18 protein-coding genes, 3 rRNA genes and 6 pseudogenes are annotated in these 24,709 nt (G+C 56.4%); 11 read left to right on the forward strand and 16 right to left on the reverse strand.

Annotated features, from left to right (window positions below; all coding sequences use genetic code 11):
• Nucleotides 1-299: 299 nt before the first annotated feature.
• From ML_RS05740 to rrf, 3 genes are all read left to right on the forward strand, one after another.
• Nucleotides 300-1,844: ribosomal RNA gene (locus tag ML_RS05740) — 16S ribosomal RNA — on the forward strand.
• 287 nt (nt 1,845-2,131) lie between these two features.
• Nucleotides 2,132-5,253: ribosomal RNA gene (locus ML_RS05745) — 23S ribosomal RNA — on the forward strand.
• Nucleotides 5,254-5,341: 88 nt separating this feature from the next.
• Nucleotides 5,342-5,454: ribosomal RNA gene (gene rrf / locus ML_RS05750) — 5S ribosomal RNA — on the forward strand.
• Together the 16S, 23S and 5S rRNA genes form the textbook arrangement of a ribosomal RNA operon.
• A 59-nt stretch (nt 5,455-5,513) precedes the next feature.
• Here rrf and ML_RS05755 read toward each other — a convergent pair.
• From ML_RS05755 to ML_RS18820, 4 genes and pseudogenes are all read right to left on the reverse strand, one after another.
• The gene (locus tag ML_RS05755) at nt 5,514-6,011 is read right to left on the reverse strand and encodes a methylated-DNA--[protein]-cysteine S-methyltransferase (protein WP_010908169.1); all 498 of its coding nucleotides are present in this window, start codon (nt 6,009-6,011) and stop codon (nt 5,514-5,516) included.
• Nucleotides 6,012-6,050: 39 nt separating this feature from the next.
• Entirely contained in the window at nt 6,051-6,224 is a 174-nt protein-coding gene (locus ML_RS17330) for a hypothetical protein (RefSeq protein WP_156511840.1), read from the reverse strand.
• Nucleotides 6,225-6,537: 313 nt separating this feature from the next.
• Nucleotides 6,538-6,699 carry a hypothetical protein gene (locus ML_RS17335; RefSeq protein WP_156511839.1) on the reverse strand — a complete coding sequence of 54 codons (162 nt, stop codon included), beginning with the start codon at nt 6,697-6,699 and terminating at the stop codon, nt 6,538-6,540.
• Nucleotides 6,700-7,203: 504 nt separating this feature from the next.
• Nucleotides 7,204-7,395, reverse strand: a pseudogene (locus tag ML_RS18820) (Ada metal-binding domain-containing protein); the annotation flags it as partial.
• A gap of 496 nt (nt 7,396-7,891) precedes the next feature.
• Between ML_RS18820 and ML_RS18825 the strand changes: the two are divergent.
• Nucleotides 7,892-8,362, forward strand: coding sequence for a hypothetical protein (locus ML_RS18825; RefSeq protein WP_414085531.1), 471 nt, complete (start codon nt 7,892-7,894; stop codon nt 8,360-8,362).
• 460 nt (nt 8,363-8,822) lie between these two features.
• Here the strand turns inward: ML_RS18825 and ML_RS18830 are convergent.
• Nucleotides 8,823-10,403, reverse strand: a pseudogene (locus ML_RS18830) (adenylate/guanylate cyclase domain-containing protein).
• 100 nt (nt 10,404-10,503) lie between these two features.
• Here ML_RS18830 and nucS point away from each other — a divergent pair.
• Both nucS and ML_RS15665 read left to right on the forward strand, forming a co-directional pair.
• The gene (gene nucS, locus ML_RS05785) at nt 10,504-11,175 is read left to right on the forward strand and encodes an endonuclease NucS (protein WP_041322633.1); all 672 of its coding nucleotides are present in this window, start codon (nt 10,504-10,506) and stop codon (nt 11,173-11,175) included.
• 23 nt (nt 11,176-11,198) lie between these two features.
• Nucleotides 11,199-11,503: pseudogene (locus ML_RS15665) on the forward strand (hypothetical protein).
• Between the two features lie 3 nt (nt 11,504-11,506).
• Here the strand turns inward: ML_RS15665 and mce are convergent.
• Complete coding sequence (gene mce, locus ML_RS05790; RefSeq protein ID WP_010908171.1) at nt 11,507-11,974, reverse strand: methylmalonyl-CoA epimerase; 468 nt, start codon at nt 11,972-11,974, stop codon at nt 11,507-11,509.
• Between the two features lie 91 nt (nt 11,975-12,065).
• Between mce and ML_RS05795 the strand changes: the two genes are divergently transcribed.
• Nucleotides 12,066-13,247 (forward strand): acetyl-CoA C-acetyltransferase, encoded by a 1,182-nt coding sequence (locus ML_RS05795; RefSeq protein WP_010908172.1) that lies wholly within the window; start codon nt 12,066-12,068, stop codon nt 13,245-13,247.
• A gap of 153 nt (nt 13,248-13,400) precedes the next feature.
• Complete coding sequence (locus tag ML_RS05800; protein ID WP_041323787.1) at nt 13,401-14,339, forward strand: thioredoxin family protein; 939 nt, start codon at nt 13,401-13,403, stop codon at nt 14,337-14,339.
• Between the two features lie 49 nt (nt 14,340-14,388).
• On the opposite strand, the pseudogene glgB reads toward ML_RS05800, so the two are convergent.
• The 7 genes and pseudogenes from glgB to ML_RS18860 form a co-directional block, all read right to left on the reverse strand.
• Nucleotides 14,389-16,572: pseudogene (glgB, locus tag ML_RS05805) on the reverse strand (1,4-alpha-glucan branching protein GlgB).
• A 60-nt stretch (nt 16,573-16,632) separates the two neighbouring features.
• Nucleotides 16,633-16,794, reverse strand: a complete 162-nt coding sequence (locus ML_RS18835; protein ID WP_414085532.1) for a hypothetical protein — start codon at nt 16,792-16,794, stop codon at nt 16,633-16,635.
• A gap of 329 nt (nt 16,795-17,123) precedes the next feature.
• Nucleotides 17,124-17,384 (reverse strand): alpha-amylase family protein, encoded by a 261-nt coding sequence (locus tag ML_RS18840; RefSeq protein ID WP_269147072.1) that lies wholly within the window; start codon nt 17,382-17,384, stop codon nt 17,124-17,126.
• Nucleotides 17,385-17,751: 367 nt separating this feature from the next.
• A complete protein-coding gene (locus ML_RS18845; RefSeq protein ID WP_269147073.1) occupies nt 17,752-17,886 on the reverse strand; it encodes a hypothetical protein in 135 nt (44 codons plus the stop codon).
• Nucleotides 17,887-17,903: 17 nt separating this feature from the next.
• The gene (locus ML_RS18850) at nt 17,904-18,134 is read right to left on the reverse strand and encodes a maltotransferase domain-containing protein (protein WP_269147074.1); all 231 of its coding nucleotides are present in this window, start codon (nt 18,132-18,134) and stop codon (nt 17,904-17,906) included.
• On the reverse strand, nt 18,131-18,274 hold the full coding sequence (locus ML_RS18855) for a hypothetical protein (RefSeq protein WP_269147075.1): 144 nt from the start codon (nt 18,272-18,274) through the stop codon (nt 18,131-18,133). Before ML_RS18855 ends, ML_RS18850 begins: the two co-directional genes overlap by 4 nt.
• A 141-nt stretch (nt 18,275-18,415) precedes the next feature.
• Nucleotides 18,416-18,712 (reverse strand): maltotransferase domain-containing protein, encoded by a 297-nt coding sequence (locus ML_RS18860; RefSeq protein ID WP_269147076.1) that lies wholly within the window; start codon nt 18,710-18,712, stop codon nt 18,416-18,418.
• Between the two features lie 160 nt (nt 18,713-18,872).
• Between ML_RS18860 and glgP the strand changes: the two are divergent.
• Nucleotides 18,873-21,507: pseudogene (gene glgP, locus ML_RS05815) on the forward strand (alpha-glucan family phosphorylase).
• Between the two features lie 1,033 nt (nt 21,508-22,540).
• Here glgP and ML_RS05820 read toward each other — a convergent pair.
• From ML_RS05820 to ML_RS15670, 3 genes and pseudogenes are all read right to left on the reverse strand, one after another.
• Nucleotides 22,541-22,756: a hypothetical protein gene (locus tag ML_RS05820; RefSeq protein WP_049769732.1), complete on the reverse strand. Its 216-nt coding sequence runs from the start codon at nt 22,754-22,756 to the stop codon at nt 22,541-22,543.
• 4 nt (nt 22,757-22,760) lie between these two features.
• Nucleotides 22,761-22,946 carry a hypothetical protein gene (locus ML_RS05825; RefSeq protein ID WP_145985180.1) on the reverse strand — a complete coding sequence of 62 codons (186 nt, stop codon included), beginning with the start codon at nt 22,944-22,946 and terminating at the stop codon, nt 22,761-22,763.
• A gap of 273 nt (nt 22,947-23,219) precedes the next feature.
• Nucleotides 23,220-23,727 (reverse strand): annotated as a pseudogene (locus tag ML_RS15670) (nicotinate phosphoribosyltransferase); the annotation flags it as partial.
• 47 nt (nt 23,728-23,774) lie between these two features.
• Here ML_RS15670 and clpS point away from each other — a divergent pair.
• Together clpS and aosR are read left to right on the forward strand one after the other, a co-directional pair.
• Nucleotides 23,775-24,092, forward strand: coding sequence for an ATP-dependent Clp protease adapter ClpS (gene clpS / locus ML_RS05830; RefSeq protein WP_041323790.1), 318 nt, complete (start codon nt 23,775-23,777; stop codon nt 24,090-24,092).
• A 25-nt stretch (nt 24,093-24,117) separates the two neighbouring features.
• Entirely contained in the window at nt 24,118-24,705 is a 588-nt protein-coding gene (gene aosR / locus ML_RS05835) for an oxidative stress transcriptional regulator AosR (RefSeq protein ID WP_010908175.1), read from the forward strand.
• Nucleotides 24,706-24,709: the final 4 nt, after the last annotated feature.

Here is a 24,709-nt window from a genome sequence, read left to right on the forward strand (position 1 = left end):
TATAGTACCGCTGACACTGTCACCAGGCATTAAGATGTTATAGTCAACCCGGGACTTGACTCCTCTGCTGGATCTGTATTAATCTGGCTGGGTTGCCCCGAAGCGGGGGAAGTAAGCTTGAAGTGTTGTTTGAGAACTCAATAGTGTGTTTGGTTTTGTTGTTGTTGATTTTTTGACTACATCTAGCATTCCTCGTGTGTGTAGGTGTAGTTTATTATGTTATTTATAGATGCCAGTTTTGGTGTCTTGTCAGGTATCTCTAGAAATTGAAAATTTCGTCTAGTTATTGATGGAGTTTTTGTTTGGAGAGTTTGATCCTGGCTCAGGACGAACGCTGGCGGCGTGCTTAACACATGCAAGTCGAACGGAAAGGTCTCTAAAAAATCTTTTTTAGAGATACTCGAGTGGCGAACGGGTGAGTAACACGTGGGTAATCTGCCCTGCACTTCAGGGATAAGCTTGGGAAACTGGGTCTAATACCGGATAGGACTTCAAGGCGCATGTCTTGTGGTGGAAAGCTTTTTGCGGTGCAGGATGGGCCCGCGGCCTATCAGCTTGTTGGTGGGGTGACGGCCTACCAAGGCGACGACGGGTAGCCGGCCTGAGAGGGTGTACGGCCACACTGGGACTGAGATACGGCCCAGACTCCTACGGGAGGCAGCAGTGGGGAATATTGCACAATGGGCGCAAGCCTGATGCAGCGACGCCGCGTGGGGGATGACGGCTTTCGGGTTGTAAACCTCTTTCACCATCGACGAAGGTCTGGGTTTTCTCGGATTGACGGTAGGTGGAGAAGAAGCACCGGCCAACTACGTGCCAGCAGCCGCGGTAATACGTAGGGTGCGAGCGTTGTCCGGAATTACTGGGCGTAAAGAGCTCGTAGGTGGTTTGTCGCGTTGTTCGTGAAATCTCACGGCTTAACTGTGAGCGTGCGGGCGATACGGGCAGACTGGAGTACTGCAGGGGAGACTGGAATTCCTGGTGTAGCGGTGGAATGCGCAGATATCAGGAGGAACACCAGTGGCGAAGGCGGGTCTCTGGGCAGTAACTGACGCTGAGGAGCGAAAGCGTGGGGAGCAAACAGGATTAGATACCCTGGTAGTCCACGCCGTAAACGGTGGGTACTAGGTGTGGGTTTCCTTCCTTGGGATCCGTGCCGTAGCTAACGCATTAAGTACCCCGCCTGGGGAGTACGGCCGCAAGGCTAAAACTCAAAGGAATTGACGGGGGCCCGCACAAGCGGCGGAGCATGTGGATTAATTCGATGCAACGCGAAGAACCTTACCTGGGTTTGACATGCACAGGATGCGTCTAGAGATAGGCACTCCCTTGTGGCCTGTGTGCAGGTGGTGCATGGCTGTCGTCAGCTCGTGTCGTGAGATGTTGGGTTAAGTCCCGCAACGAGCGCAACCCTTGTCTCATGTTGCCAGCACGTAATGGTGGGGACTCGTGAGAGACTGCCGCGGTCAACTCGGAGGAAGGTGGGGATGACGTCAAGTCATCATGCCCCTTATGTCCAGGGCTTCACACATGCTACAATGGCCGGTACAAAGGGCTGCGATGCCGCAAGGTTAAGCGAATCCTTTTAAAGCCGGTCTCAGTTCGGATCGGGGTCTGCAACTCGACCCCGTGAAGTCGGAGTCGCTAGTAATCGCAGATCAGCAACGCTGCGGTGAATACGTTCCCGGGCCTTGTACACACCGCCCGTCACGTCATGAAAGTCGGTAACACCCGAAGCCAGTGGCCTAACCCTCGGGAGGGAGCTGTCCAAGGTGGGATCGGCGATTGGGACGAAGTCGTAACAAGGTAGCCGTACCGGAAGGTGCGGCTGGATCACCTCCTTTCTAAGGAGCACCACGAAAAACACTCTAAATAGTTTAGGGTGTAAGCCGTCAGGGGTTCTCATCTGTAGTGGATGAGAGCCGGGTGCGCAACAGCAAATATCCAGACACACTGTTGGGTCCTGAGGCAACACTCGGCTTGATTGGGTGTTGTCCCTCATCTTTGGTGGTGGGGTGTGGTGTTTGAGTATTGGATAGTGGTTGCGAGCATCTAAATGGATGCGTTGTCAGTTATGTAGTGGTGGCGTATTCATTGAAAATGTGTAATTTTCTTCTTTGGTTTTGTGTGTAAGTAAGTGCCTAAGGGCGCATGGTGGATGCCTTGGCATCGAGAGCCGATGAAGGACGTGGGAGGCTGCGATATGCCTCGGGGAGCTGTCAACCGAGCGTGGATCCGAGGATTTCCGAATGGGGAAACCCAACACGAGTCATGTCGTGTTACCCGTATCTGAATATATAGGGTTCGGGAGGGAACGCGGGGAAGTGAAACATCTCAGTACCCGTAGGAGAAGAAAACAATTGTGATTCCGCAAGTAGTGGCGAGCGAACGTGGAATATGGCTAAACCGCACACATGTCTAACTAGGTAGGGGTTGTGTGTGCGGTGTTGTGGGATTGGTATGTCTCAACTCTACCTGGTTGAGGGGTAGTCAGAAAGTGCCGTGGTTAGCGGAAATGGCCTGGGATGGCCTGCCGTAGACGGTGAGAGCCCAGTACGCGAAAGCCTGGCACCTGCCTTGTATCAATTCCCGAGTAGCAGCGGGCCCGTGGAATCTGCTGTGAATCTGCCGGGACCACCCGGTAAGCCTAAATACTTCTCGATGACCGATAGCGGATCAGTACCGTGAGGGAATGGTGAAAAGTACCCCGGGAGGGGAGTGAAATAGTACCTGAAACCGTGTGCCTACAATCCGTCAGAGCCTCTTTGTGGGGTGATGGCGTGCTTTTTGAAGAATGAGCCTGCGAGTCAGGGACATGTCGCGAGGTTAACCCGTGTGGGGTAGCCGCAGCGAAAGCGAGTCTGAATAGGGCGTATCACGTGTGAGCGTGTGTAGTGGCGTGTTCTGGACCCGAAGCGGAGTGATCTACCCATGGCCAGGGTGAAGCGCGGGTAAGACCGCGTGGAGGCCCGAACCCACTTAAGTTGAAGATTGAGGGGATGAGTTGTGGGTAGGGGTGAAAGGCCAATCAAACTCCGTGATAGCTGGTTCTCCCCGAAATGCATTTAGGTGCAGCGTTGCGTGGTTCACCACGGAGGTAGAGCTACTGGATGGCCGATGGGCCCTACTAGGTTACTGACGTCAGCCAAACTCCGAATGCCGTGGTTTAAAAGCGTGGCAGTGAGACGGCGGGGGATAAGCTCCGTACGTCGAAAGGGAAACAGCCCAGATCGCCGGCTAAGGCCCCTAAGCGTGTGCTAAGTGGAAAAGGATGTGCAGTCGCAAAGACAACCAGGAGGTTGGCTTAGAAGCAGCCACCCTTGAAAGAGTGCGTAATAGCTCACTGGTCAAGTGATTGTGCGCCGATAATGTAGCGGGGCTCAAGCACACCGCCGAAGCCGCGGCACATTCACCTTCTAGGGTGGATGTGGGTAGGGGAGCGTTCCTCATTCAGCGAAGCCTCCGGGTAACCGGTGGTGGAGGGTGGGGAAGTGAGAATGCAGGCATGAGTAGCGATAAGGCAAGTGAGAACCTTGCCCGCCGTAAGACCAAGGGTTCCTGGGCCAGGCCAGTCCGCCCAGGGTGAGTCGGGACCTAAGGCGAGGCCGACAGGCGTAGTCGATGGACAACGGGTTGATATTCCCGTACCCGTGTGTGTGCGCCCGTGATGAATCAGCGGTACTCACCACCCAAAACCGGATCGACCATATCCCCTTCGGGGGCTATGGAGGTTCGGGGCTGCGTGGGAACTTCGTTGGTAGTAGTCAAGCGATGGGGTGACGCAGGAAGGTAGCCGTACCAGTCAGTGGTAATACTGGAGCAAGCCCGTAGGGAGAGCGATAGGCAAATCCGTCGTTCGTGAATCCTGAGAGGTGATGCATAGCCGATTGAGGCGAATTCGGTAAGCCTCTGCTGCCAAGAAAAGCCTCTAGCGAGCATACATGCGGCCCGTACCCCAAACCGACACAGGTGGTCAGGTAGAGCATACCAAGGCGTACGAGATAACTATGGTTAAGGAACTCGGCAAAATGCCTCCGTAACTTCGGGAGAAGGGGGGCCGGAATATCGTGAACACCCTTGCGGTGGGAGCGGGATCCGGTCGCAGAGACCAGTGAGAAGCGACTGTTTACTAAAAACACAGGTCCGTGCGAAGTCGTAAGACGATGTATACGGACTGACGCCTGCCCGGTGCTGGAAGGTTAAGAGGACCTGTTAACCCGAAAGGGTGAAGCGGAGAATTTAAGCCCCAGTAAACGGCGGTGGTAACTATAACCATCCTAAGGTAGCGAAATTCCTTGTCGGGTAAGTTCCGACCTGCACGAATGGCGTAACGACTTCTCAACTGTCTCAACCATAGACTCGGCGAAATTGCACTACGAGTAAAGATGCTCGTTACGTGCGGCAGGACGAAAAGACCCCGGGACCTTCACTACAACTTGGTATTGATGTTCGGTGCGGTTTGTGTAGGATAGGTGGGAGACTGTGAAACTTCGACGCTAGTTGGGGTGGAGTCGTTGTTGAAATACCACTCTGATTGTATTGAACATCTAACCTCGAACCGTATATCCGGTTTAGGGACAGTGCCTGGCGGGTAGTTTAACTGGGGCGGTTGCCTCCTAAAATGTAACGGAGGCGCCCAAAGGTTCCCTCAACCTGGTCGGTAATCAGGTGGCGAGTGTAAATGCACAAGGGGGCTTGACTGCGAGACCTACACGTCAAGCAGGGACGAAAGTCGGGATTAGTGATCCGGCACCTCTGAGTGGAAGGGGTGTCGCTCAACGGATAAAAGGTACCCCGGGGATAACAGGCTGATCTTCCCCAAGAGTCCATATCGACGGGATGGTTTGGCACCTCGATGTCGGCTCGTCGCATCCTGGGGCTGAAGCAGGTCCCAAGGGTTGGGCTGTTCGCCCATTAAAGCGGCACGCGAGCTGGGTTTAGAACGTCGTGAGACAGTTCGGTCTCTATCCGCCGCGCGCGTCAGAAACTTGAGGAAATCTGTCCCTAGTACGAGAGGACCGGGACGGACGAACCTCTGGTATACCAGTTGTCTCACCAGGGGCACCGCTGGATAGCCACGTTCGGACAAGATAACCGCTGAAAGCATCTAAGCGGGAAACCTTCTCCAAGATCAGGTTTCTTACCCACTTGGTGGGATAAGGCCCCCCGCAGAACACGGGATTGATAGGTCAGACCTAGAAGCTCAGTAATGAGTGTAGGGAACTGGCACTAACTGGCCGAAAGCTTACAAAACACACACATCGCAACCACATAATTCAGATCCACTTTGTCGTGGAGCATCACACCCCCCATCAGAACAAATTTTTAAATTTTATAGAGTTACGGTGGCCACAGCGATAGGGAAACGCCCGGTCCCATACCGAACCCGGAAGCTAAGCCTGTCAGCGCCGATGATACTGCCCATTCGGGTGGAAAAGTAGGACACTGCCGAACATAAACAAAACATTTTCGTCAAAGGCGGTTTTGTTATTCCCTGAATTTTCTGCACATGCCTAGTCGAATAATGTCAAACTTGTCAGTACCTGGTGTTTCTCCAATTCGAGCAGTGTAAGCTTCCGGTTGAGTCCCCCGCCGTAGCCGATCAATTGTCCGCTTGCGCCAATCACTCGATGGCAGGGCACAATAATGGCGATGGGATTTCTGCTGTTGGCCAATCCCACGGCACGCGCAGCGCCAGGAGCCCCGACCTGTTCTGCGATCTCTCCGTACGACCGGGTTTCCCCATAAGGAATTGTCAGCAGAGCCTGCCAGACTCGTTGTTGGAATTCTGTTCCACATAGATCCAACTCAATAGCGAATTCGGTAAGTTCGCCGGCGAAGTAGGCATCAAGTTGGCTGACGGCCTCAGCAAATGCACCGTTCTCGGGTAGCCAGCCGACGCGACTGGGTTCGTAGGTCTGATCGACCATCTGTAGATTCGTCAAGACCGAACCGTGCCCGGCTAGGATCAACGGTCCGATTGGGCTGTCCATGCTACGGCAATGAATCATGCAACCCCCTTTCGGGATGTTCTTTTAGTGGCCATTGGTTTACTGGATGGAGGAAGGGTGTGGTCCAGAGGTGTTGGGTGGCCATAGGAACGCCAACGTGCGCTGTGCTCGATGGGTAGTCCGTTCGTCCAGGGGCAGGCCTAGTCGTTGAGCGGCTAGCCGAAACCCCAGGTTGCTGGCGGGAAAGGTGTCGGGATCCCCGATGCCGGGCATCGCGATCAACCCTGCAGGTCTACCGGCCGATGCGCGACAAGGCTAACAACTGGCGCTCTGTGCACTTTACCCAATCGCAGTCGGTGGCCAAGACGACACTTCTGTCGGCGATGTGAGTAGCAAGGGTACTTGGCGTCCGTTGTCGGGTTCTAGGCGCCGCCAGGTGAATCGTATTGGTGGCTTCGTTTCCAAGTTTTTCACGAATAGCTCGATCGACGGGAAGGTATGGGTCAATACGCCGTCGGCATCGTGGACAAACGCCCCGTAAGCAGCAAACATCCTACCCAGGTGTGTTTGGTCGATATCTGTGGGCTTAATACCGCACGTACGGGGAGTTCAACTTCGTTGACGTTGGACAGTGCAGAGGATGTACTGTCTCAGCGCCTTGGCTACCACCGGACTCAGTGTTGGGGTCGCCGATGAGCGGTTCGACTACTACGTCGGGGTCGTTATCGACGTCGAGCACGACAGGCATCGGACATGATCGACAACCACGGTTTAAGGTTATCAGTGCGCTGCCAAAGGGAAGTCGCCAGCTGCGGTCGGGTTCGCGTCGTCTCCGAGCTCCTCGTATCCAGGTATGGCGCCGGTGGGAAAACACCCTGTTAGGTAAACGATGTGCTGACGGGGAGCAGCAGTTACGCGGTTCCCGGTGAATCGGCTGTAGCTTTCAAGTCTTCGAACTGGACCGCTACGCGCTGGTACAGCATCGTCGGGGTGATCAGGTCACGGTGTCGTTGAACTGTCGTATACTGGAAAATTTGGCAGCGAATGCGACATCATCAAACGACAGGTCTGTGGTTTTTGATAAGCATCCGGGCTGTCTGGGTTCTTTGTGATCGAGCTGGCGCGAGCAGGCCGGTGGTCGACATCGGTCTGAAAAGCTGATGCAGCTGACGGGTGGTGTAGCTGACGCGAATGGCTAGGCTGCTGACAACCCTCATAGTCTATCGTGCCGTCCGCGTATTATCCCGCGCGGCTACCACGTCACTACGTGCATTCTATTCCGGGGAGCTCGGGGACCCGTCGGTACGGTACCGCTTGCACGTGCGAAAGCCTGCGCGTTGGGCGGCCGCCGCAGCCCGGATAGAACCCCGTGAATTTTACGGGTGAACGGGGACCTGACTGGGCAACTGGGCCGACAGTAGATCCGGGTCGTCAACACCGCGGTGACGAACTAGCCGTCGACCTGGGTGTCCTTGGATTGAACAACACGATAGCAGCGTTCGAAATCGTCATGCACGCTTCCAGACTTACACCTAACCACCGACAAAACTGGCGGAAAAACGACGATCGTAGTGAGCTCGTGCGATGGCCCGGGTTAGGTAACCGGTTGGGCACGTTTCTCGTTGTCCTCGACGCATCATGCGGCACCGTGGTTCGGGTGGTGGACAATGCGGGACATGATGCATATCGGGGGAGCCCGACGTTGGGGCGTGAGATTTCGCGTCAGACGTTTCTGTGGGGTGCCGCTGGGAGCACCGGTCTCCGGCGCAGTTTTTGGATCGAGCCGAGTCGGTTCGGACCGGGTTCTAGCCGTTCCAAACAGTTCCGTTTGAGACGCTCTTTCTTTTTGCCGCCCTCAGTGAAAAAAGTGTTACGACCCGGCGACGGTCTCCAATTCGTAGCGGCCAAGCAGGTGTTCAACACTAAACTGCAATGGCTCGGTGCCGGCGATAATAGTCACCGCTACATCGACGACGGACGTGCAAAAGGCGATGGCGTTCGCCGCAGGCCACCAGCTCAAGGTTGCCGCACGCCCTAGGGGCTGGATGTCAATTACCCGACATGTGAGCCTGCTCTGTGATCGATTGACGTCGTTATCGGTATTGCTGTTCAGTGGCCAGCTGGTCACCGCATCCGCCACCCACAACCCCGATGGCTTGCTCTGGGCGTTGCGCGGCAGCGGTGGCTGCTACGTCGGGGGAACAATCTCGTTGACCTTTGCTGCGTTCCCCACCAGGGACTTCGACGTGGTGAACCTCAATTTCCCGCCGCAAGCGTTCGCCTCAGGTCTTGCTCGGTTGGCCAAACAGGTTACGTATCGCCGACCAAAGCAGCTGGGCGCTGGCAGACTCCACAATCAACCTGCTGGGCACGGCATTGCCGTATCATCGCGACTTGCCCCGGTCAGGTAGGGTAGCAGCGTGGCGGAGGACATCAGTTCAGCATTGAGGTGCAACTGACAGGGTCTAAAAGCCATGCCATCCAATTACTTGGACCTGACCAAGTAGCTGGACGGCGGAACCTCAACCCCCATCGCTTTTGGTATTTGCTTAGTCTATCCGATGTCTTGCCCACCGTCAACGCGGTTGTTGCCTAAAAGATTGTTTCGGTTGTCGAGGTATTTCCGCATGGTGTGTGCCGTGCGTTGGTGCTCATGCACGACCTCGATGGCGTTCGGTTGGTGTTGTGCCGGGGCCACCGCTTTTCCGTGGTGCCGGCAATCCGCGCTGGTGTTGTGCTATGTGGAAGCATCCGGGGACCCGTCGGCAGCGACCAGCTGACGTTGCGACACTTTGGCACGAATATATTCCGGCTGAGCGCTGTACGGCAGAAGTATGATTTCCACCGAGCCATGTTCTCCGGACTGATTTTCTAGGCCTCGCCGAGTGTAAGCCAGGTTTGGCGGCTCAAATGTGCCACGCCAGGTTGGGTGGGATTACCGTGTTCGTGCAGCGTCACGGTCTCACCTAAACGCCATTGGGCGCACTCGTTTTCGCTTGTAAGTTGCAGCGCTATCGCTGTTGCTAACACCGGGCCCGGGTGTGACTTGGCTAGCTCGCACAATCGGGTAGCCTCGTTGACCGACTCGCCGATCACGGCGTGCTTAAATCTTTCTTTGGCGCCGACATTGCTGGCTCCGACCTGGCCCTGCCGCTACGTTGATGCCGGTCTGATACTCAGATATTTCATTGGCCAGACGGTCGGCGATAGTGCGAGCGGCGGGCCAACACTTTCGTCTTCGGGATGGTCGAGGTGATTCGGGGCCCCGAAGATTGCTAGCGACGCTTCACTCTCGAATTTATTGACCAGTCCATGCTGGCTAGGTCCAGGTAACTTCTTGGACGACGATCGCGAAAAACCTTTTGAGGCAAGGCAACTACATTGGCCGCAGGCCGGCTAGCCACCCACTGAGTGTAGCCGAATATCGATATGGTGCTCTTCTCCGCCTAGTTTCGGTCGCTCGCGTTCCATGGCGGCGACTTCGCGCCCTAATTATGTCGGCCGAAAAGGTTCCTCACCGGTTCGAATTCACACAATCCATCGACTATACAATTCAACCTATGCTGTAGCTCACCGATTTCGATGCTGTCGAATCCCACCAGATTACCCTGCAAATCGCTGTGCTTAAATGCTATCGCAGTCAGCCAGACCAGGACATCACATCCGCAGAAAGCTGTAAGGTCAATGTTGCCGTTGACACGGCTCACACGTTCGTCACGCACTGTACCCGGGTCAGACTACGCTGCAATATTGCGAAGATCCGTTAGCAGGGCGATGCCGATGACTGGCACGAATCGATTAGCCACACTGTCATGGGCCGGACATGATTCCCATCCTTAATCGCTGTGGCGGCAGTCCGGTCTTGAGTGCCTGAGCCCCCACTGGGTGCAGCGTTCACTTGGTGAATAGGTAATTGCCTGTGCTGACCAATACGCAGCAAAAGCTTACTGCGAACAGGAAGCTCAGGATGAACAACATGGTGTTCACCAGAGCCATAGAGTATCGTGAACAGAGCTGAGCCTACCCAGCCACAGGAGGAAGTCGACTATCCCGACTCGCCATGGTATCCGGAACGTGTTCCACGCGTCGTTGCGGATGGGTTTGCGCTCCATTGATCACCCAGTGGGGGCCAGCACGGTGCCTCCTCGGCAACGATAATGTATGCGCCCAATGCCAAGGTAGCCACAGCACACTTATCTTATCACGAACGTGACCCACATCGGGGCGTACGTCAACACATGTGATGCCGGTATGATAACCGTTACCAAGAACACGGTAATACCGATCCCGATCAGGTTCACGGTTACCATCTGGACAGCCAAGATGATCTGGAAGCGTATCCGTCGACGTCCCGGGTTTTCCGACACCCGGACAAACCTCCAGGAGTCATAAGCAGGGATTTCTTCCAACTGGCCACTCTGATGAGTTACCGTGCGTGAGCACCCGACCCAACCGTTGCGGCCCATGTTTTTTCGTGGGGTTCTAGTGGGGGTCTAGGGGTAAACTTGGTGGTGACAGCCTAATTTGTCGGCCACACTCTAAGGTGAGTTGGGTGCGTCTAGTGATTGCCCAGTGCACCGTAGACTACCTTGGCCGGCTCACCGCTCACCTGCCGTCCGCGCGCAGGTTGTTGCTGTTTAAGGCAGACGGATCGGTCAGTGTGCACGCCGACGACCGCGCCTACAAACCGTTGAACTGGATGAGTCCGCCATGTTGGTTGACCGAAGACGTCGCTGGCGCCTCGCCGGCCTGGGTGGTCGAGAACAAGGCTGGCGAACAACTGCGGATCACCGTTGAAGAGGTAGAGCACGATTCCTGTCACGATTTGGGCGTGGACCCCGGGCTGGTCAAAGACGGCGTCGAAGCCCACCTACAAACTTTGCTCGCTGAGCAAGTCCAACTGCTGGGCGAGGGATATACGTTGGTCCGCTGTGAGTACATGACCGCGATCGGCCCTGTCGACCTGTTATGCCGCGATGAGCAGGGTGGTTCGGTCGCGGTGGAAATCAAACGGCGTGGCGAAATCGACGGCGTTGAGCAGCTCACCCGCTATCTAGCGTTACTTAATCGGAACAGTGTTCTCGCGCCGGTAAGGGGGGTGTTCGCCGCTCAACACATCAAGCCGCAGGCGCGCACTTTGGCCACCGACCGTGGCATCCGTTGTGTAACATTGGATTACGACAAGATGCGGGGCATGGACAGCGATGAGTACCGGTTGTTCTAAAATCTCCCGATTAGACTGACGCCATGGCTAGGCACCGCACATCGCCGCATGGGCAGCAGCCAATATCGCTATTACCGTTTCTATTCCGGGTGGAAACAGGGCTTGACGGTTGTGAGTGCGAAATGCGTCCGATCGTTGCAGCCCGAGCCGGAAAACCTATCGTTATTCTGGATGTGATCACGAAATCCATGTTGATACTGCGCATTTAGTGGCATGGCCGGCTGATTCACGGCAAGCCGGCATCGACGATCGGCGACATTGGTACACCCAGTGTTGGGCTCACCGCGCTACCCGTGGTCCGATCCGGAATATAGTTTTGAGTGTCTAAGCATCAGGAAGCCGGCTCGACCAACTCGATCAGAACGCCGCCAGCATCTTTCGGGTGGATGAAGTTGATTCGCGCGTTCGACGTACCCTGCCTGGGTGTATCGTAGACCAGCCGGACTCCCTGTGCGCGGAGTCGTTTGGTAAGGCGGTCGAGATCGCTGACCCGGCAAGCCAGCTGCTGGATGCCTGGTCCGTGTTTATCCAAGAATTTCGCGATCGGCGATGACTCGTTGATCGGGGCCATCAATTGAATCTGGGTTGTGCCGATTGGTGCGCCGTGTGCCGATAGCATGGCCTCACGGATCCCCTGGTCGTCGTTAACTTCCTCGTGGACTAGGATCATGCCCAGGTGGTCATGATACCAGGAGATGGCCGCATTCAGGTCGGCTACCGCGATGCCGACGTGATCGATCGTTATCACCAGAGTGGTGGCCAGCAGCTGACAAGTGTTGATTTGATCGGTCGTCATCACACAACGGTAGCCTGACGGGAAAGAGCACGTTTCTCCAGCAGGTTCGAATCGGCCTGCAAAGAGGACCCGAGAGCAGGGCTAGGGGGTAGTCATGACGACATCGGTGATCGTTACTGGAGCACGGACACCCATTGGTAAGTTGATGGGGTCTTTGAAGGACTTTTCGGCTAGCGATTTGGGCGCGATCACCATTGCCGCTGCGCTGAAGAAAGCCAATGTAGCACCTTCCATTGTGCAGTACGTGATTATAGGCCAGGTGTTGACCGCGGGGGCCGGTCAGATGCCGGCGCGGCAGGCGGCAGTAGCGGCCGGCATCGGTTGGGATGTGCCGGCGCTGACGATTAACAAGATGTGTCTGTCTGGTCTTGACGCCATCGCACTCGCTGACCAGCTCATTCGCGCCGGAGAATTCGATGTGGTGGTGGCTGGCGGCCAAGAGTCCATGACGAAGGCACCACATCTGCTGATGGATAGCCGGTCGGGTTACAAGTACGGTGACGTTACCATTGTGGACCATTTAGCCTATGACGGCCTGCACGATGTGTTCACCAATCAGCCGATGGGCGCGCTTACCGAACAGCGCAATGATGTCGAAAAATTCACGCGCCAAGAACAGGACGAGTTTGCTGCCCGGTCGCACCAAAAGGCGGCAGCGGCATGGAAGGACGGCGTCTTCGCCGACGAAGTGGTGCCGGTGAGTATTCCGCAGAGCAAAGGTGATTCGCTGCAGTTCACTGAGGATGAGGGGATTCGCGCCAACACCAGTGCCGAGTCTTTGGCCGGTCTGAAGCCGGCGTTTCGCTGCGGCGGCACTATTACTCCAGGCTCTGCGTCGCAGATCTCCGATGGTGCAGCCACTGTCGTGGTGATGAACAAGGAAAAGGCGCAGCAGCTGGGGTTGACTTGGCTGGTCGAGATCGGTGCCCACGGCGTTGTAGCCGGCCCAGATTCTACGTTGCAATCCCAGCCGGCCAACGCAATCAAGAAGGCGGTTGACCGTGAAGGTATCTCCGTCGAGCAGCTCGATGTCGTAGAGATTAACGAGGCGTTCGCGGCGGTGGCGCTGGCCTCAGCCCGTGAACTTGGTATCGCCCCCGAGCTTGTCAACGTCAACGGCGGAGCGATCGCTGTCGGTCACCCCCTCGGGATGTCGGGAGCCAGAATAACGTTGCATGTCGCGCTAGAATTGGCGCGTCGCGGTTCGGGTTATGGTGTTGCGGCTCTGTGCGGTGCCGGTGGCCAGGGTGATGCGCTGATTCTGCGGGCCGTTTAGTTCTGACCTGCGACGCGTCCGGGGTAATATGATTTACGTCACAAAAATGGTTTGCGGCGCCCGAATTCAATTTTCGAACCGGTTTTGCGACTACGTAAGCATGGGCGCCAGTGAGTGTATCGGTACCCGATGCGACGTGACAGACTTGACAACGTGACGTCTCCGCGATCCCCCATCAGGCCTGCCATGGCCGGTGCGGTCGACCTTTCCGGTCTGAAGCAGCGAGCTCGGCAGAAAGCTTCAACAAGTGACCCCGCCAGTCGAGCAACATTGGGAGCGCGTGGCACCGGTAGCTCCGAAAACACCTCGGTCATTGAGATCACCGAGGCCAATTTCGAAGATGAAGTACTGGTCCGGTCCCACGAAGTACCGATCCTGGTGCTGGTATGGTCACCGCGCAGTGATGCGTGTGTAAAGCTGCTTGAAACACTATCCGGCTTGGCGGTCGCCGACAGCGGCACCTGGTTGTTGGCGACGGTCAACGTCGACGCGGTGCCCAGGGTGGCGCAGATCTTTGGTGTTGATGCGGTTCCGACCGTGGTCGCGCTGGCTGCTGGGCAGCCGTTGTCCAGCTTTCAGGGCATGCAGTCCGTCGATCAGTTACGCCGCTGGCTGGATTCGTTGCTATCGGTGACAGCCGGTAAACTGAGAGGCCCAACTCGTTCTGAGGATTCTGCAGAAATTGATCCTGCGATTGCCCAAGCTCGCCAGCAATTGGAAGCCGGTGACTTCCTCACTGCGAAGCAGTCATATCACGCGATTTTGGATGCCGATCCGGCCAGTGTCGAAGCTAAGGCCGCGATCCGGCAGATCGACTTCCTTACGCGCGCAACTGCGCAACATCCCGACGCGGTTGCGGTAGCCGATGCTGCGCCGGGTGACATTGCGGCGGCGTTCGCGGCTGCTGACGTGCAAATCCTCAACCAAGATGTGACCGCGGCGTTCGAGCGCCTGATTGTTTTGGTGCGCAGCACATCTGGAGATGAGCGCAGTTCGGTACGTACTCGGCTGATCGAGCTGTTTGAACTCTTCGATCCCGACGATCCCAATGTCATCGTCGGTCGACGCAACCTTGCCAACGCATTGTACTGAGTCCTTCTTGGCTCTTGCGCTACTAGGGTTTTGCGTTATTGAATTCTAACTACGATGCCGACATCAGCGGCAGCACCAACACCGCCGATTCCGGGCAGCCTTGCCACGGGTCATTGGTGGCGTTGACGCCACCAATATTGCCGACCTCGGAGCCGTTGTAGGCGATAGTATCGGTGTTCAACACTTCGCGCCAGCGTCCGGCCGACGGCAGGACGAGTCGGTAGCCTTTGTGTTTTGAGCCAGGGAAATTGGACACACAGGCCAGTACCGAGCTGTCGTGGGCATATCGCAGGAAACTCAGTAAGTTGTTGACGGACTCGTTGGCGTCGATCCAGGAATAACCCTTGGTGAGGGTGTCTTGAATCCACACACAGCCCCGGGTGGCTGAGGTAGAGGTCGTTGAGGTCGTCCACGAGGAGCAAGACTCCCTTTGGAGAAACCGTTTTTGTCGAATGGGAACCAATCTAGACCGCGCTGCTCCGGACTATTCGGCGTGCTGGCCGAATTCTTGGCCCATGAACAACAGTTGCTTGCCTGGGTGTGCCCACTGGTAGGCGAGTAGGTTGTGTAGTCCGGAGGCCTTGGTGTGGTTGTTGCCCGACGTCCGTCTCCGCAGCGCACCCTTGCTGTGTACCATCTCGTCGTGGCTGAGCGGCAGCAAGTAATTCTCGCTGAATGCGTACAGCATGGAGAACGTTATTTCGTTGTGTTGGTAGCTGCGATGCACTGGGTAGCGGCTGATGTAGTCGAGTGTGTCGTGTATCCAACCCCATGTTCTACTTCATCGAAAAGCCCAGTACGACAATGTTGATAAGTCGCTTCACGCCGAGTCACGGAGTCGACTCCATCGGCGATGGTGACAATGCCTGGCGCGGATTTGTGTGCTGTGGTGCTCATCTCCTGCAGAAACTGTACCGCTTCCAAATTCTCCTGCCCGCTGTGGATATTCGGGGTCCAGTTGCCCTCGGGACGTGAGTAGTCCGGGTACAACATTGACGCGACCGCATCCACCCGCAATCCTTCGATGTGAAGCTCTTTGAGCCAGTACAGTGCATTGGCCATCAAGAAGTTGCGCATATAAAATATGTAAGTGTCCCAGTCTAGTTGCTCATCGCGCATAGGATCGTCCTGTTCATAGAAGGGTGTCCTATCAAACCGCCCCAGATCCTATGCGTCCTTTGGAAAGTTTTCCGGCACCTAATCCACGCTGACACCGATGCCGGATTGATGCAGCTCGTCGATAAGCGTACGGAACGCGTCGGGAGTGCCAAATTGTGATGTCGGCGCGTAGTACGACGTGACTTGGTATTTTCACGTTCCAGTGAACGGATTTTCCGCAACCGGAGGCATCTCAACGTGGGTAAATCTTTGCGCCACAACATAGTCTGGAAGCTTGCGGGCGATCTGACGGTAACTGAGTCCGGGACGCCACGAGCCGAGATGGACTTCGTAGGTGCCTATAGGATCAAACACCGGGTTGCGCTGAGTACGGTGTGCCATCCATTCGTCTTCACTCCAAGTGAAGTTATTCTACGTGATCTGTGATGCCGTCTGCGGCGGTGCTTCGGTACCGAAGGCGAACGGGTCGGCCCTATCCAGTGATGACACTGTCGGCGCAGTTCACCCGGAATCTGTACAGACCATCGGCGGGGAAGCCGGTCCAGAATAATTCCCATACTTCCGACGGGCCCAGCGCTCGCATCGGGGCACCGTTGTCATTCCAGCTGTTGAATTCGCCGATCAAGCTGATGCCTTTAGCGTTAGGTGTCCACATGGAGAACGACACCCCGTCCACCGCGCTGTCGGCCGTGGTGAACGAGCGTCGATGGACACCAAGAACTTCCCAGAGCAGCTCGTGTCGGCCCTCGGCAAACAGATGAAGACCAACTTCGCTCAGGGGGAAAAAGCGGTAAGCATCGGCGACAGTGTGCACATTCGGTGTCTGTTCGGGACCCGTATAGCTCACCCGCAGGCGATAGTCGATGAGGTCGACGAACGGTATCGCCACAGAGAACAAGCCGTATTCGAGGTTTTGCAACGGGAACCGGTTGTGACCCACCACCGCTACGACGTCAACTGCGTGCGGTCGAAACGCTCGGATGACAGTGTGGTCACCGTATTAGTGAGCGCCCAAGGTGCTGTGCGGATTGTGGTGTGCGCCGGACAGCAGGCGTGTCACGTCGGCTGGCTCGGTTGCCAAGTGGCTCCCGGAGAGTTGGTCGGTTCGGCTCATGCATTTGTTCCCTCGGATCTTTTCACCTCTTGCTTAGCAGCGTGATTCCTTATTCGTACTTTAGGAGTGGCATATTAATGATGTGAGCGACTGCTTGACTTGGAGATCGATAAGAATATAATTCATCTTCTTCCACTGGTATTGCTGGCCATTTATCTCATCGAGCACCCAAAACCTTTCGTAGGGATCCATACTCAACTTAGCCATATCTAACCTAGCCATGTCTAACCACAGCGTAGCTTACTCGGGACCAAGTGCTTTGAGTGTCACCACCCACCAACACGCAGTCTCCGGTAGCCGTATAGAATTTGCCGTATGCCAGCAATGCTTCGTTGTCCACATGATGGAAATGAATGGTGAGCAATTGCTGTAGTGTGGGATGGATTTTGCGAATTTTTTATCTACTTAATGAAATTCTCCAGCGATTTTCCTTCGACAAGCTCGCTAGCATAGTTGAGAGAGCGCAATTCTTATTTCTCTGAATCCAGCTATTCTTCGTTACCCTCCCGCACCGGGCGCTGCTCGAACAACTCGTAACCGGAGTACACACCTCAAGTCGGACTCATGGTCACCGCCAGCACTACGCGGATCGTGAACATGACTGGGCCATTATGGTGGAGCACTGCATGCAGGATGTCGCGGGTGTTGACGAACAGGTTCGGCCTGAGGTAGTCGGTGATTTCGTTGCCGAATTCGATGATTTCCCACTTGGCCGTACTCCAGGTGAAGTAGGTATAAGACTGCGTGAAGCCGAGCTTGGCCAGCCTGTATTGGCGTGCCGGAGACGTAAAAGCTTCGGATAAGAAGAGCACGTCGGGGTTGGTGATTGTGACCTTACAGATCAGCCAGGATCAGAAGTCGCGTGACTTGGTATGCGGATTGTTGACTCGAAACAGCTTGACGCCGTGATTGATCCACTATAACACTACACGAACCACTTCGTCATAGAGGCCGACAAGATCGTTCTCGAGGTTTAAGGGAGTAGATGTCCTGGTATTTCTTCGGATGATTTTCCGCATAAGCTATTGTGCTATAAGGTAATTCGGTGAAACAATAACGATGTTGGCGTATCTATGGATGATCTGACGAACATTGTAGCGCCAGATCCAGGGGCCATTTCCATTCCTAGTTTACTTGCCGCGGAAACAAAGTCGTCGATAGTTTCCAGGCTTGGATGAATCACATCACATGGCCATCCTCATCGCTACCCATCGCCCATGGAGATCCGACATCTGTCGGTGCGGCGGTGGAGTAATTGTTGCGACCCTTGCGATGTATCTTGTCGAGCGGATGGATCGGCAGCAGGTACACCACGTTGAATCCCATGTCGGCTATACGCGAAGTACCGCGGCTGGGGTGGCGAAGGTGCCGTGTACCGGGTTACCGTCGGCGTCCCAGCAGCCGGTCGGGCGCGGAAACATTTCGTACCAGGAGCCAAAACGGGCCAACGGTCGATCCACCCAGACTCTGAACTGCTCGCCCCGGGTAACCAGATCTTGCAGCGGATAATTCGTCAAAAGTTCATCGATTTCGGGCGCCAGTGCCAGCGTGGTGCGGGTCACCGGATCTCTGGGGGCGTAACCTCGTCGAGGCCGTCAGCAGCAGGCCACGCAGCGCGCGATACACCGGTTGCGGCATGCTCGAACAGCGCTGCTCCGGCCAAAAGATCGTTGGACAATTCTGTCTTCACCCTGGTCGGCATGCAACTTGACAATCAGCGCATGCCGCCAGGTGTGCATCGGATCGCCCCAGCTGCGTTGACTCGGAAGTTTCACAATCCGACGCGGTCGGGGGGTGAACTGACCGTGAAAAACGTAGGGTTCTTGACACATCGTCATGTGAATCAGCAGCAACTCGACTCGTCGGACCTGGGTGTGGCTGCAGGACGTGCTTTGAGGTCCTGGACCACCTTGATTCGGTGAGTTTTCGTCGCGAGCAGACAGCGAACCCGAGGTTGCGGACAACCAGTGTGGGGCGGGACGGCTTCGTGGCCTTCTCTCCATACCGTGGCGCTGACCGGGACCATTTCGCCGACTACGGCTTTAGCAGGGTACATGCCGCAGGAGATGATCGGTGCGACGTTATGGATCTTGACCTGACCGGGCCACCACCACTCCTTCTGCTTCGCGGCTTGCCACACACGAGGGTGACCCAGTGTACTTCGTGGCGGAATGCCCCCATTAGCTACCCGATATTCATCCTAGTTGCTAGTCACGCTCCTGCGGATGAACGGTTGCTAAGTAGCCATGCGTGCACCGGAATCCCTAAGTAATAAATCCTAAGTAAGGTGGTGGTGGAGTGTGAAAGCTCTTTATTATTTTACCATTTTTACCGTTCGTGCCCACCTATCGGACTGCCTCGCCGCGCTCGACTAGCTATTGACCAACCTGCGGTGGTCGTAGGACAAGTCGACGCAAGATATATTCCGCGACCATCGTTTCGACGTTGTGTGGGCAATGACCCGGTGGCGCTATTGTGAAGTGGTGAGTCCGTCACGGCTCGACGAGATGGCACTCGACGAGGGGTTCCTGTGCCGACTCGATGAGCGGGCTGCCGACTTGAACGACTATAACTAAGCTGTTCGCGGTGGTATCAATAGCAGCAGGCTGATGTGATGATGCCCAACGCCATATACGTACTCCTCGATGGAGATCGGAGTCGCCGAGGCGTTACCCAAATTACTCGGGCAGCTTCGGCATTCTGGCTGGCGGTCACCTGAAGGCCGCCTCCGATCTGGGGGTGCAGCTGATTGCGGTGGTTCTCTCCTACTGCTCCTGGCACTTCCGACAGTCGTGGACCGAGAACGGCTGGCAACACGAGACCTACCCGTCGCTGGATCCGCAAGGGCTCCCGTTTTGGCTACTCACCGCTGGCAACGGCGATCCTGTGTTGGTTGGAGCTGACTTTGCCCGACGCTGCGTAGCTGCGGACCCGGATCTGGGGTCGCGCCGGTGGGTTGTGTTCCGTTGTGTTTGCTGGACTCCGACGTCCCTGAGAACGAGCACGATCTGCGGGACGTTACTGGACGACTCTATGGAGGTGATCATGAGCATCGCATCAAGCAACAAGAGGTCCTGGTCGGTATCGGCGGTGTGCGGGTGATCCGCGTGTGTACCTTCAGTGCGGGGCTGCCCGCGCCCGAGGATTCCACGGGAACGAGGGCCACGCCGGATCCCTCGTAACCGAACACATCCGCGAATTGGTCCACCGATTCGGGATGGGATTTCGACACCGTGCTGGCTGTCGTGCAGTCCAGCACGGTATTCATCACGGACACCCCGGTGCATGCCGATATTGACCGGTTCCCGGTAGAGTCTGGGGTGCTGCTACTTCTCGGATGTGCTCGCACTGTTGCCGGGGTTCCTGTGGAGCGAAGCCTCGCACTTGGCGCCGAGGGCAATCTGACCAAATTCAACATGGCACACATGGGTCTGCGGCTGGCGCAACGGGCCAACGGCATCTTGCTGCTGCATGGCCTGGTGAACTGGGTCATGTTCAGCCAGTTATGGTGCGGATTTGACCACGACGAGGTTGCCGATCGGGGCGATTACCAATGGCGTGCATGTGCGCACTTGGGTGGCGCCACAGTGGTTGCAGCTGGGATGCGAACTAGCTGGGTCGGATTCGTTCAGTCAGTGACCTCGGAGTCTGGCTGCGATTGCAACAGGTTGATTCGGGCCATTTGTGGTGGATCCGCTCGCAACTGATTGATGACATCCGGGAGCGGCTTGAGTTGCTCCCGGTGGGAACGCGGTGCGTTGGACGTCGAATTGGGCTGGAGCAGGGCGGTGTTTGATCCGACTGTGCTGACTATTGTCTTCGTGCCGCCGCGTTCCCAAGTATAAGTGCCTTACCTTGATGTTGCGCGATCCGGATCGGCTGGAACGGCTGCTGCTCGAAGACAACAAGTGATCGTTGCCGAGAAGTCGCACCCCGCTGGTGACGGTGGCAAGGCATTGAATCCAACAGGTGGCGCGGTTTACTGACCGTCCGCAGGTGTGCCACCGTATCGCCTTCCTGCCCGATTACAACATGTCGATAGACCGCAAATTGTAACTGGGGCTGTGATTTTGATTGAACAATCCGCTGCGACCATTGTAGGTGTGCGGCACCTCGGGGATGAAGAGTGCTCTGAACGACGGATTGAATCTGTCCATACGCGATGGCTGGTTGGACGAATGGTGCGACGGAGAGATACCGTCTGCCAACAGCGTGGCGGACGAGGCTCGTCGAGGCGATCTGGAAGTTGGCGTGCTCTACGACCTCCTAGAACACGCGGTGGTACCGAAGTTCTATGAACGTGACGAACGCGGGGTTCTGTCACGGGGGATCGAAATGGTGCGACACACTCTGCAGACGTTTTGGGCCGAAAGTGTGGGCATCCCGTATAGATGTGTGACTACGTCGAACACTGCTACGTGACTGCGGCGCAGTAGCTGCGCAGGACGGTTGCACCGCCCGAGAGCGGCGAGACGGTGGGTGAGGTATGGCCCGCAAGCTGGTTGTTTACTGTCAGCGCGTAGAAGAAGTATGGCCGATGATTGACATCACCTACGTCGACGGCACCGTCTTGCCCGATAACCCGGTGCTTGGATCGAAGTTGACTCTGACTGCCACCGTGCAGCTGGCCGGCTTGGGGCCCGATGAGGTGACGGTGCAAGCGGTGCTTGGTAGGGTGGGAGGCAGTGATATGGTGATAGATCAGGTCAATATCGAAATGACCTACATCTATACCGCCGAGGGCGGCAACGAGATCTTTTCTACGACAACGCTGCTGCCTTTGCGCGGGGTGGGCGTTTCGGATACACGGTGCGAATCTTGCCTCGCCATCCGATGTTTGCGGCCAGTAACGAGCTGGGTCTGGCCATCCTACTTCTAGTAGATACGGCCCCCACCTACCTCATGACTCCCTGCGGATCCTTGGCAGCCCCGTGAGGCTGTTCCTCGCTTGTGTCACCGAACTGAAGCTTTTGATTGCCGGCGATCAATTTGCTTGGCATCGACGAAACGAGGAGCTCGTTGCCCTTTGCTTTTGCCGCAATCCGTGCCGCGAAGAGATCACATTGTGACCAGAGAAATTCTTTTGCTCGCGGATCAGTTCGCCAGCGTGCAGTCTGATCCGGACATGCAACACCCCGGCTATTGGGACGATCATGACGCTCCGCGAAGTCGTGCCGGAGCGTGATTGCATAACGGATCGTGCTGCTGGCGCTGTCTAACGTTACGATGAATCCATCTTCCTGCGGATTTGACCTCAAAGCTGCAGTGCGTTGTTAGATGACTACGGATGACAGTGTTGTGGCCGTGCAGCAGCTTGAGCCACCGCTCGTTCCCGAGTTACTTGGTGAACACCGTCGGAGCCTTCGATGTTTGAAGAACATGATTGTGACCGTTCTGTCGGGCGCCGCTACTGTGTGCAGGTTGGGACGGTTTAGCTCGATGGATTGCGCAACGCTGTCCAATCTCGTCCAGCTGTGCATAGGCTTCAGTTCTTGGGGGGCTTGATGCTCCTGGCGCAGTTGCATGAGTGGCTCCACTTCGACGCCGTATGCCAATGCGTAGCGCCAGCGCAGGCTCCTGGTTGATAAGACCCATCGCCTTCTGCCGATCCTCCCTGTTCAGAAGTGCGTTCGTACTCTTACTCTTAGTAGACTTGCCGGGTCACTAGATCGAGTCGATCTCGGCCGTTGCGCGCCAGCGGAAGCTTCGAAATGGCGCATGGCATTCTCGTCGCGGCCGGTCACCGCGGCGGCAGCCCATTTGCGTTGAAGTTGAATAAGTGGATCCTTGCGGCACTTATCGGTGTGCCACGCTAGGACTTCGCGGACTGCGATCCGGCCGGTCTGGCGGGTGCTGTCTCTGGTGGAATTGCAGGAATCCGACTACATTGCTATGCGTCACCATGTGATGCCGGCGCGGGTTAGCGTCGCTGCCGATGCCATCCCGCTGCGAATTGTCGTCGTGTGCATCAGGTGTCGACGATGTTCGGCACTTGCGGCGTGCTGGAGGCGAGATCGTCGGCGCTGGTACGGCCGGCGATCACCGGGATATCGTCGCCCGCCAACGCGGCTACCGGCAGGCTGTTTTCGTACGGTACGGTGTACGTTTTGGGCAGCAAGTACTCGTAGACATGGGTGTCTATCGCAGTCGTAACTATGCCTGTGGCGGCAAGGGCTACGATCATCGCGCTAATGGTGATGTTGGCCGAACTGGTCAACCGGCAGCCCAGTCGCCTCTAGCTCCTCCAACACCCCCAAGTGGGTGGATCCGCGTGCCACGCCACGGTCGAGAACCAGCCCGATCAAGCGACTCGCGATGCGCGCGGCAAGCGGGCGAAGGTTGGCGGTGGCGTTTTCAGGGCGAACCACATGCATCGACTGCCGCGTGATCACTTCCTCCCACCTGCGGCGGTGTTCACGTTAGGTGTGCGGGTCTGCCAATACCCAGGTAGGTGCCATCCCGCACGTGTCGGTAGCGGAGTTAACGGTGGTGCTGGGTCGGCAACCACCAACACGGCGCGGTCAGCTATGTGCAAGCACAAATCGCGTAAGCTTGCGTTGCCGGCTGTAGCCTGCAGTACCATTTTGTCCGCAGCAAGCTCCGCGTTTCCAGCCCTTTGCGGTCGACGCGGCCGGGGCTCAGCGCGTAGCTGCCGCGACCGCGGCGTATTTGTGGGTATGTCGCGATCCCATTTCGATCAGCGGGCGTTCCCCAGCGGTACTGACCATGGTAAGTAGCCGCAGATGCGATCGCACTGTTGTGGTTGAAGATCGATAGCATCAGCGTTTCGATCACCACGCATTCGGCGCAGGTTCCGAGCACCGATAGGTACAGGTGACCCGGGAAAGTTAGAGTTCACCTTTTGCGTACCCGTCGATGTCGCCGCCGAACCGGAAACCGTGTAGATAGTTCAACGTGTCGGGGCCGAGGAATTGGGCCAGCAACTGGCAGGGATCGTTGAACCTCAACTGGGGCAAGGTTTTTAGCAATCGACCGATTACGGCAATCACCCTGTAACGGCGACTATCCGGGAGTCGGCAGGTGAACACTTCCAATGTGGTTCAGCGGTGAGTGGTGCCGTTGTGTAATGTCACTTGTCAACATAGTTAATTTGTACCTGTCGGTCAGCAGCTCGTCGAAGACCGAGTTGTTCATTCCGCAACGGTAACGGCTGTCAGCGCAAGCTCGGTATCGTGTGGGTCATGGTTGTTACGTTAGCTCCGATAGAACCGAAGGTGAGGCCGAACACAACCTGGCAACACGAGTCAGCTCCAGTAGACATCACGGCCGCTCGATGGGTCACGATTGTGTGGGATGACCCCGTCAACTTGATGGCGTACGTGACGTATGTGTTTCAGAAATTGTTTGGCTACAGCGAGCCTCATGCCACCAAGCTGATGCTGCAGGTTCACAATGAAGGTAAGGCAGTGGTGTCGATGGGTAGTCGGGAGTCCATGGAGGTCGATGTGTCCAAGCTGCATGCCGCCGGTTTGTGGGCGACGATGCAGCAGGACCGGTGAGGTCCGAAGGTATCCAGGATCGTTCGTGCGCAAATGGAAGCGCGTTGAGACTGCCAACGGCCCCCGTTTTCGGTCCGTCGTGGCGCCGCACGAGGTTGCCCTGCTCAAGCACCTCGTCGGCGCGCTGCTCGGCTTGCTGAACGAGCGTGAATCTTCCTCGCCTCTAGACGAACTTGAGGTAATAACCGGTATTAAAGCCGGGAATGCGCAGCGCCCGGAGGACCCGACGTTGCGTCGGCTGTTGCCAGATTTCTACACTCCGGACGACAAGGACCAATTAGACCCCGCGGCTCTCGATGCCGTCGATAGCCTGAACGCCGCGTTGCGCAGTCTGCACGAACCGGAGATTGTGGACGCCAAACGCTCTGCTGCACAGCAGTTGTTGGATACGCTTCCGGAAAGTGACGGCCGGCTGGAATTGACTGAAGCAAGTGCGAATGCCTGGATCGCTGCGGTTAACGATCTTCGACTGGCACTGGGTGTCATACTCGAGATCGACCGGCCGGCACCCGAACGGGTGCCGGCCGGTCATCCACTATCCGTGCACTTCGACGTCTACCAGTGGCTGACGGTGTTGCAGGAATACTTGGTTTTGGCGCTGATGGCTACCTGATGAT

It is taken from the genome of Mycobacterium leprae TN (assembly GCF_000195855.1).
Lineage (GTDB): Bacteria > Actinomycetota > Actinomycetes > Mycobacteriales > Mycobacteriaceae > Mycobacterium > Mycobacterium leprae.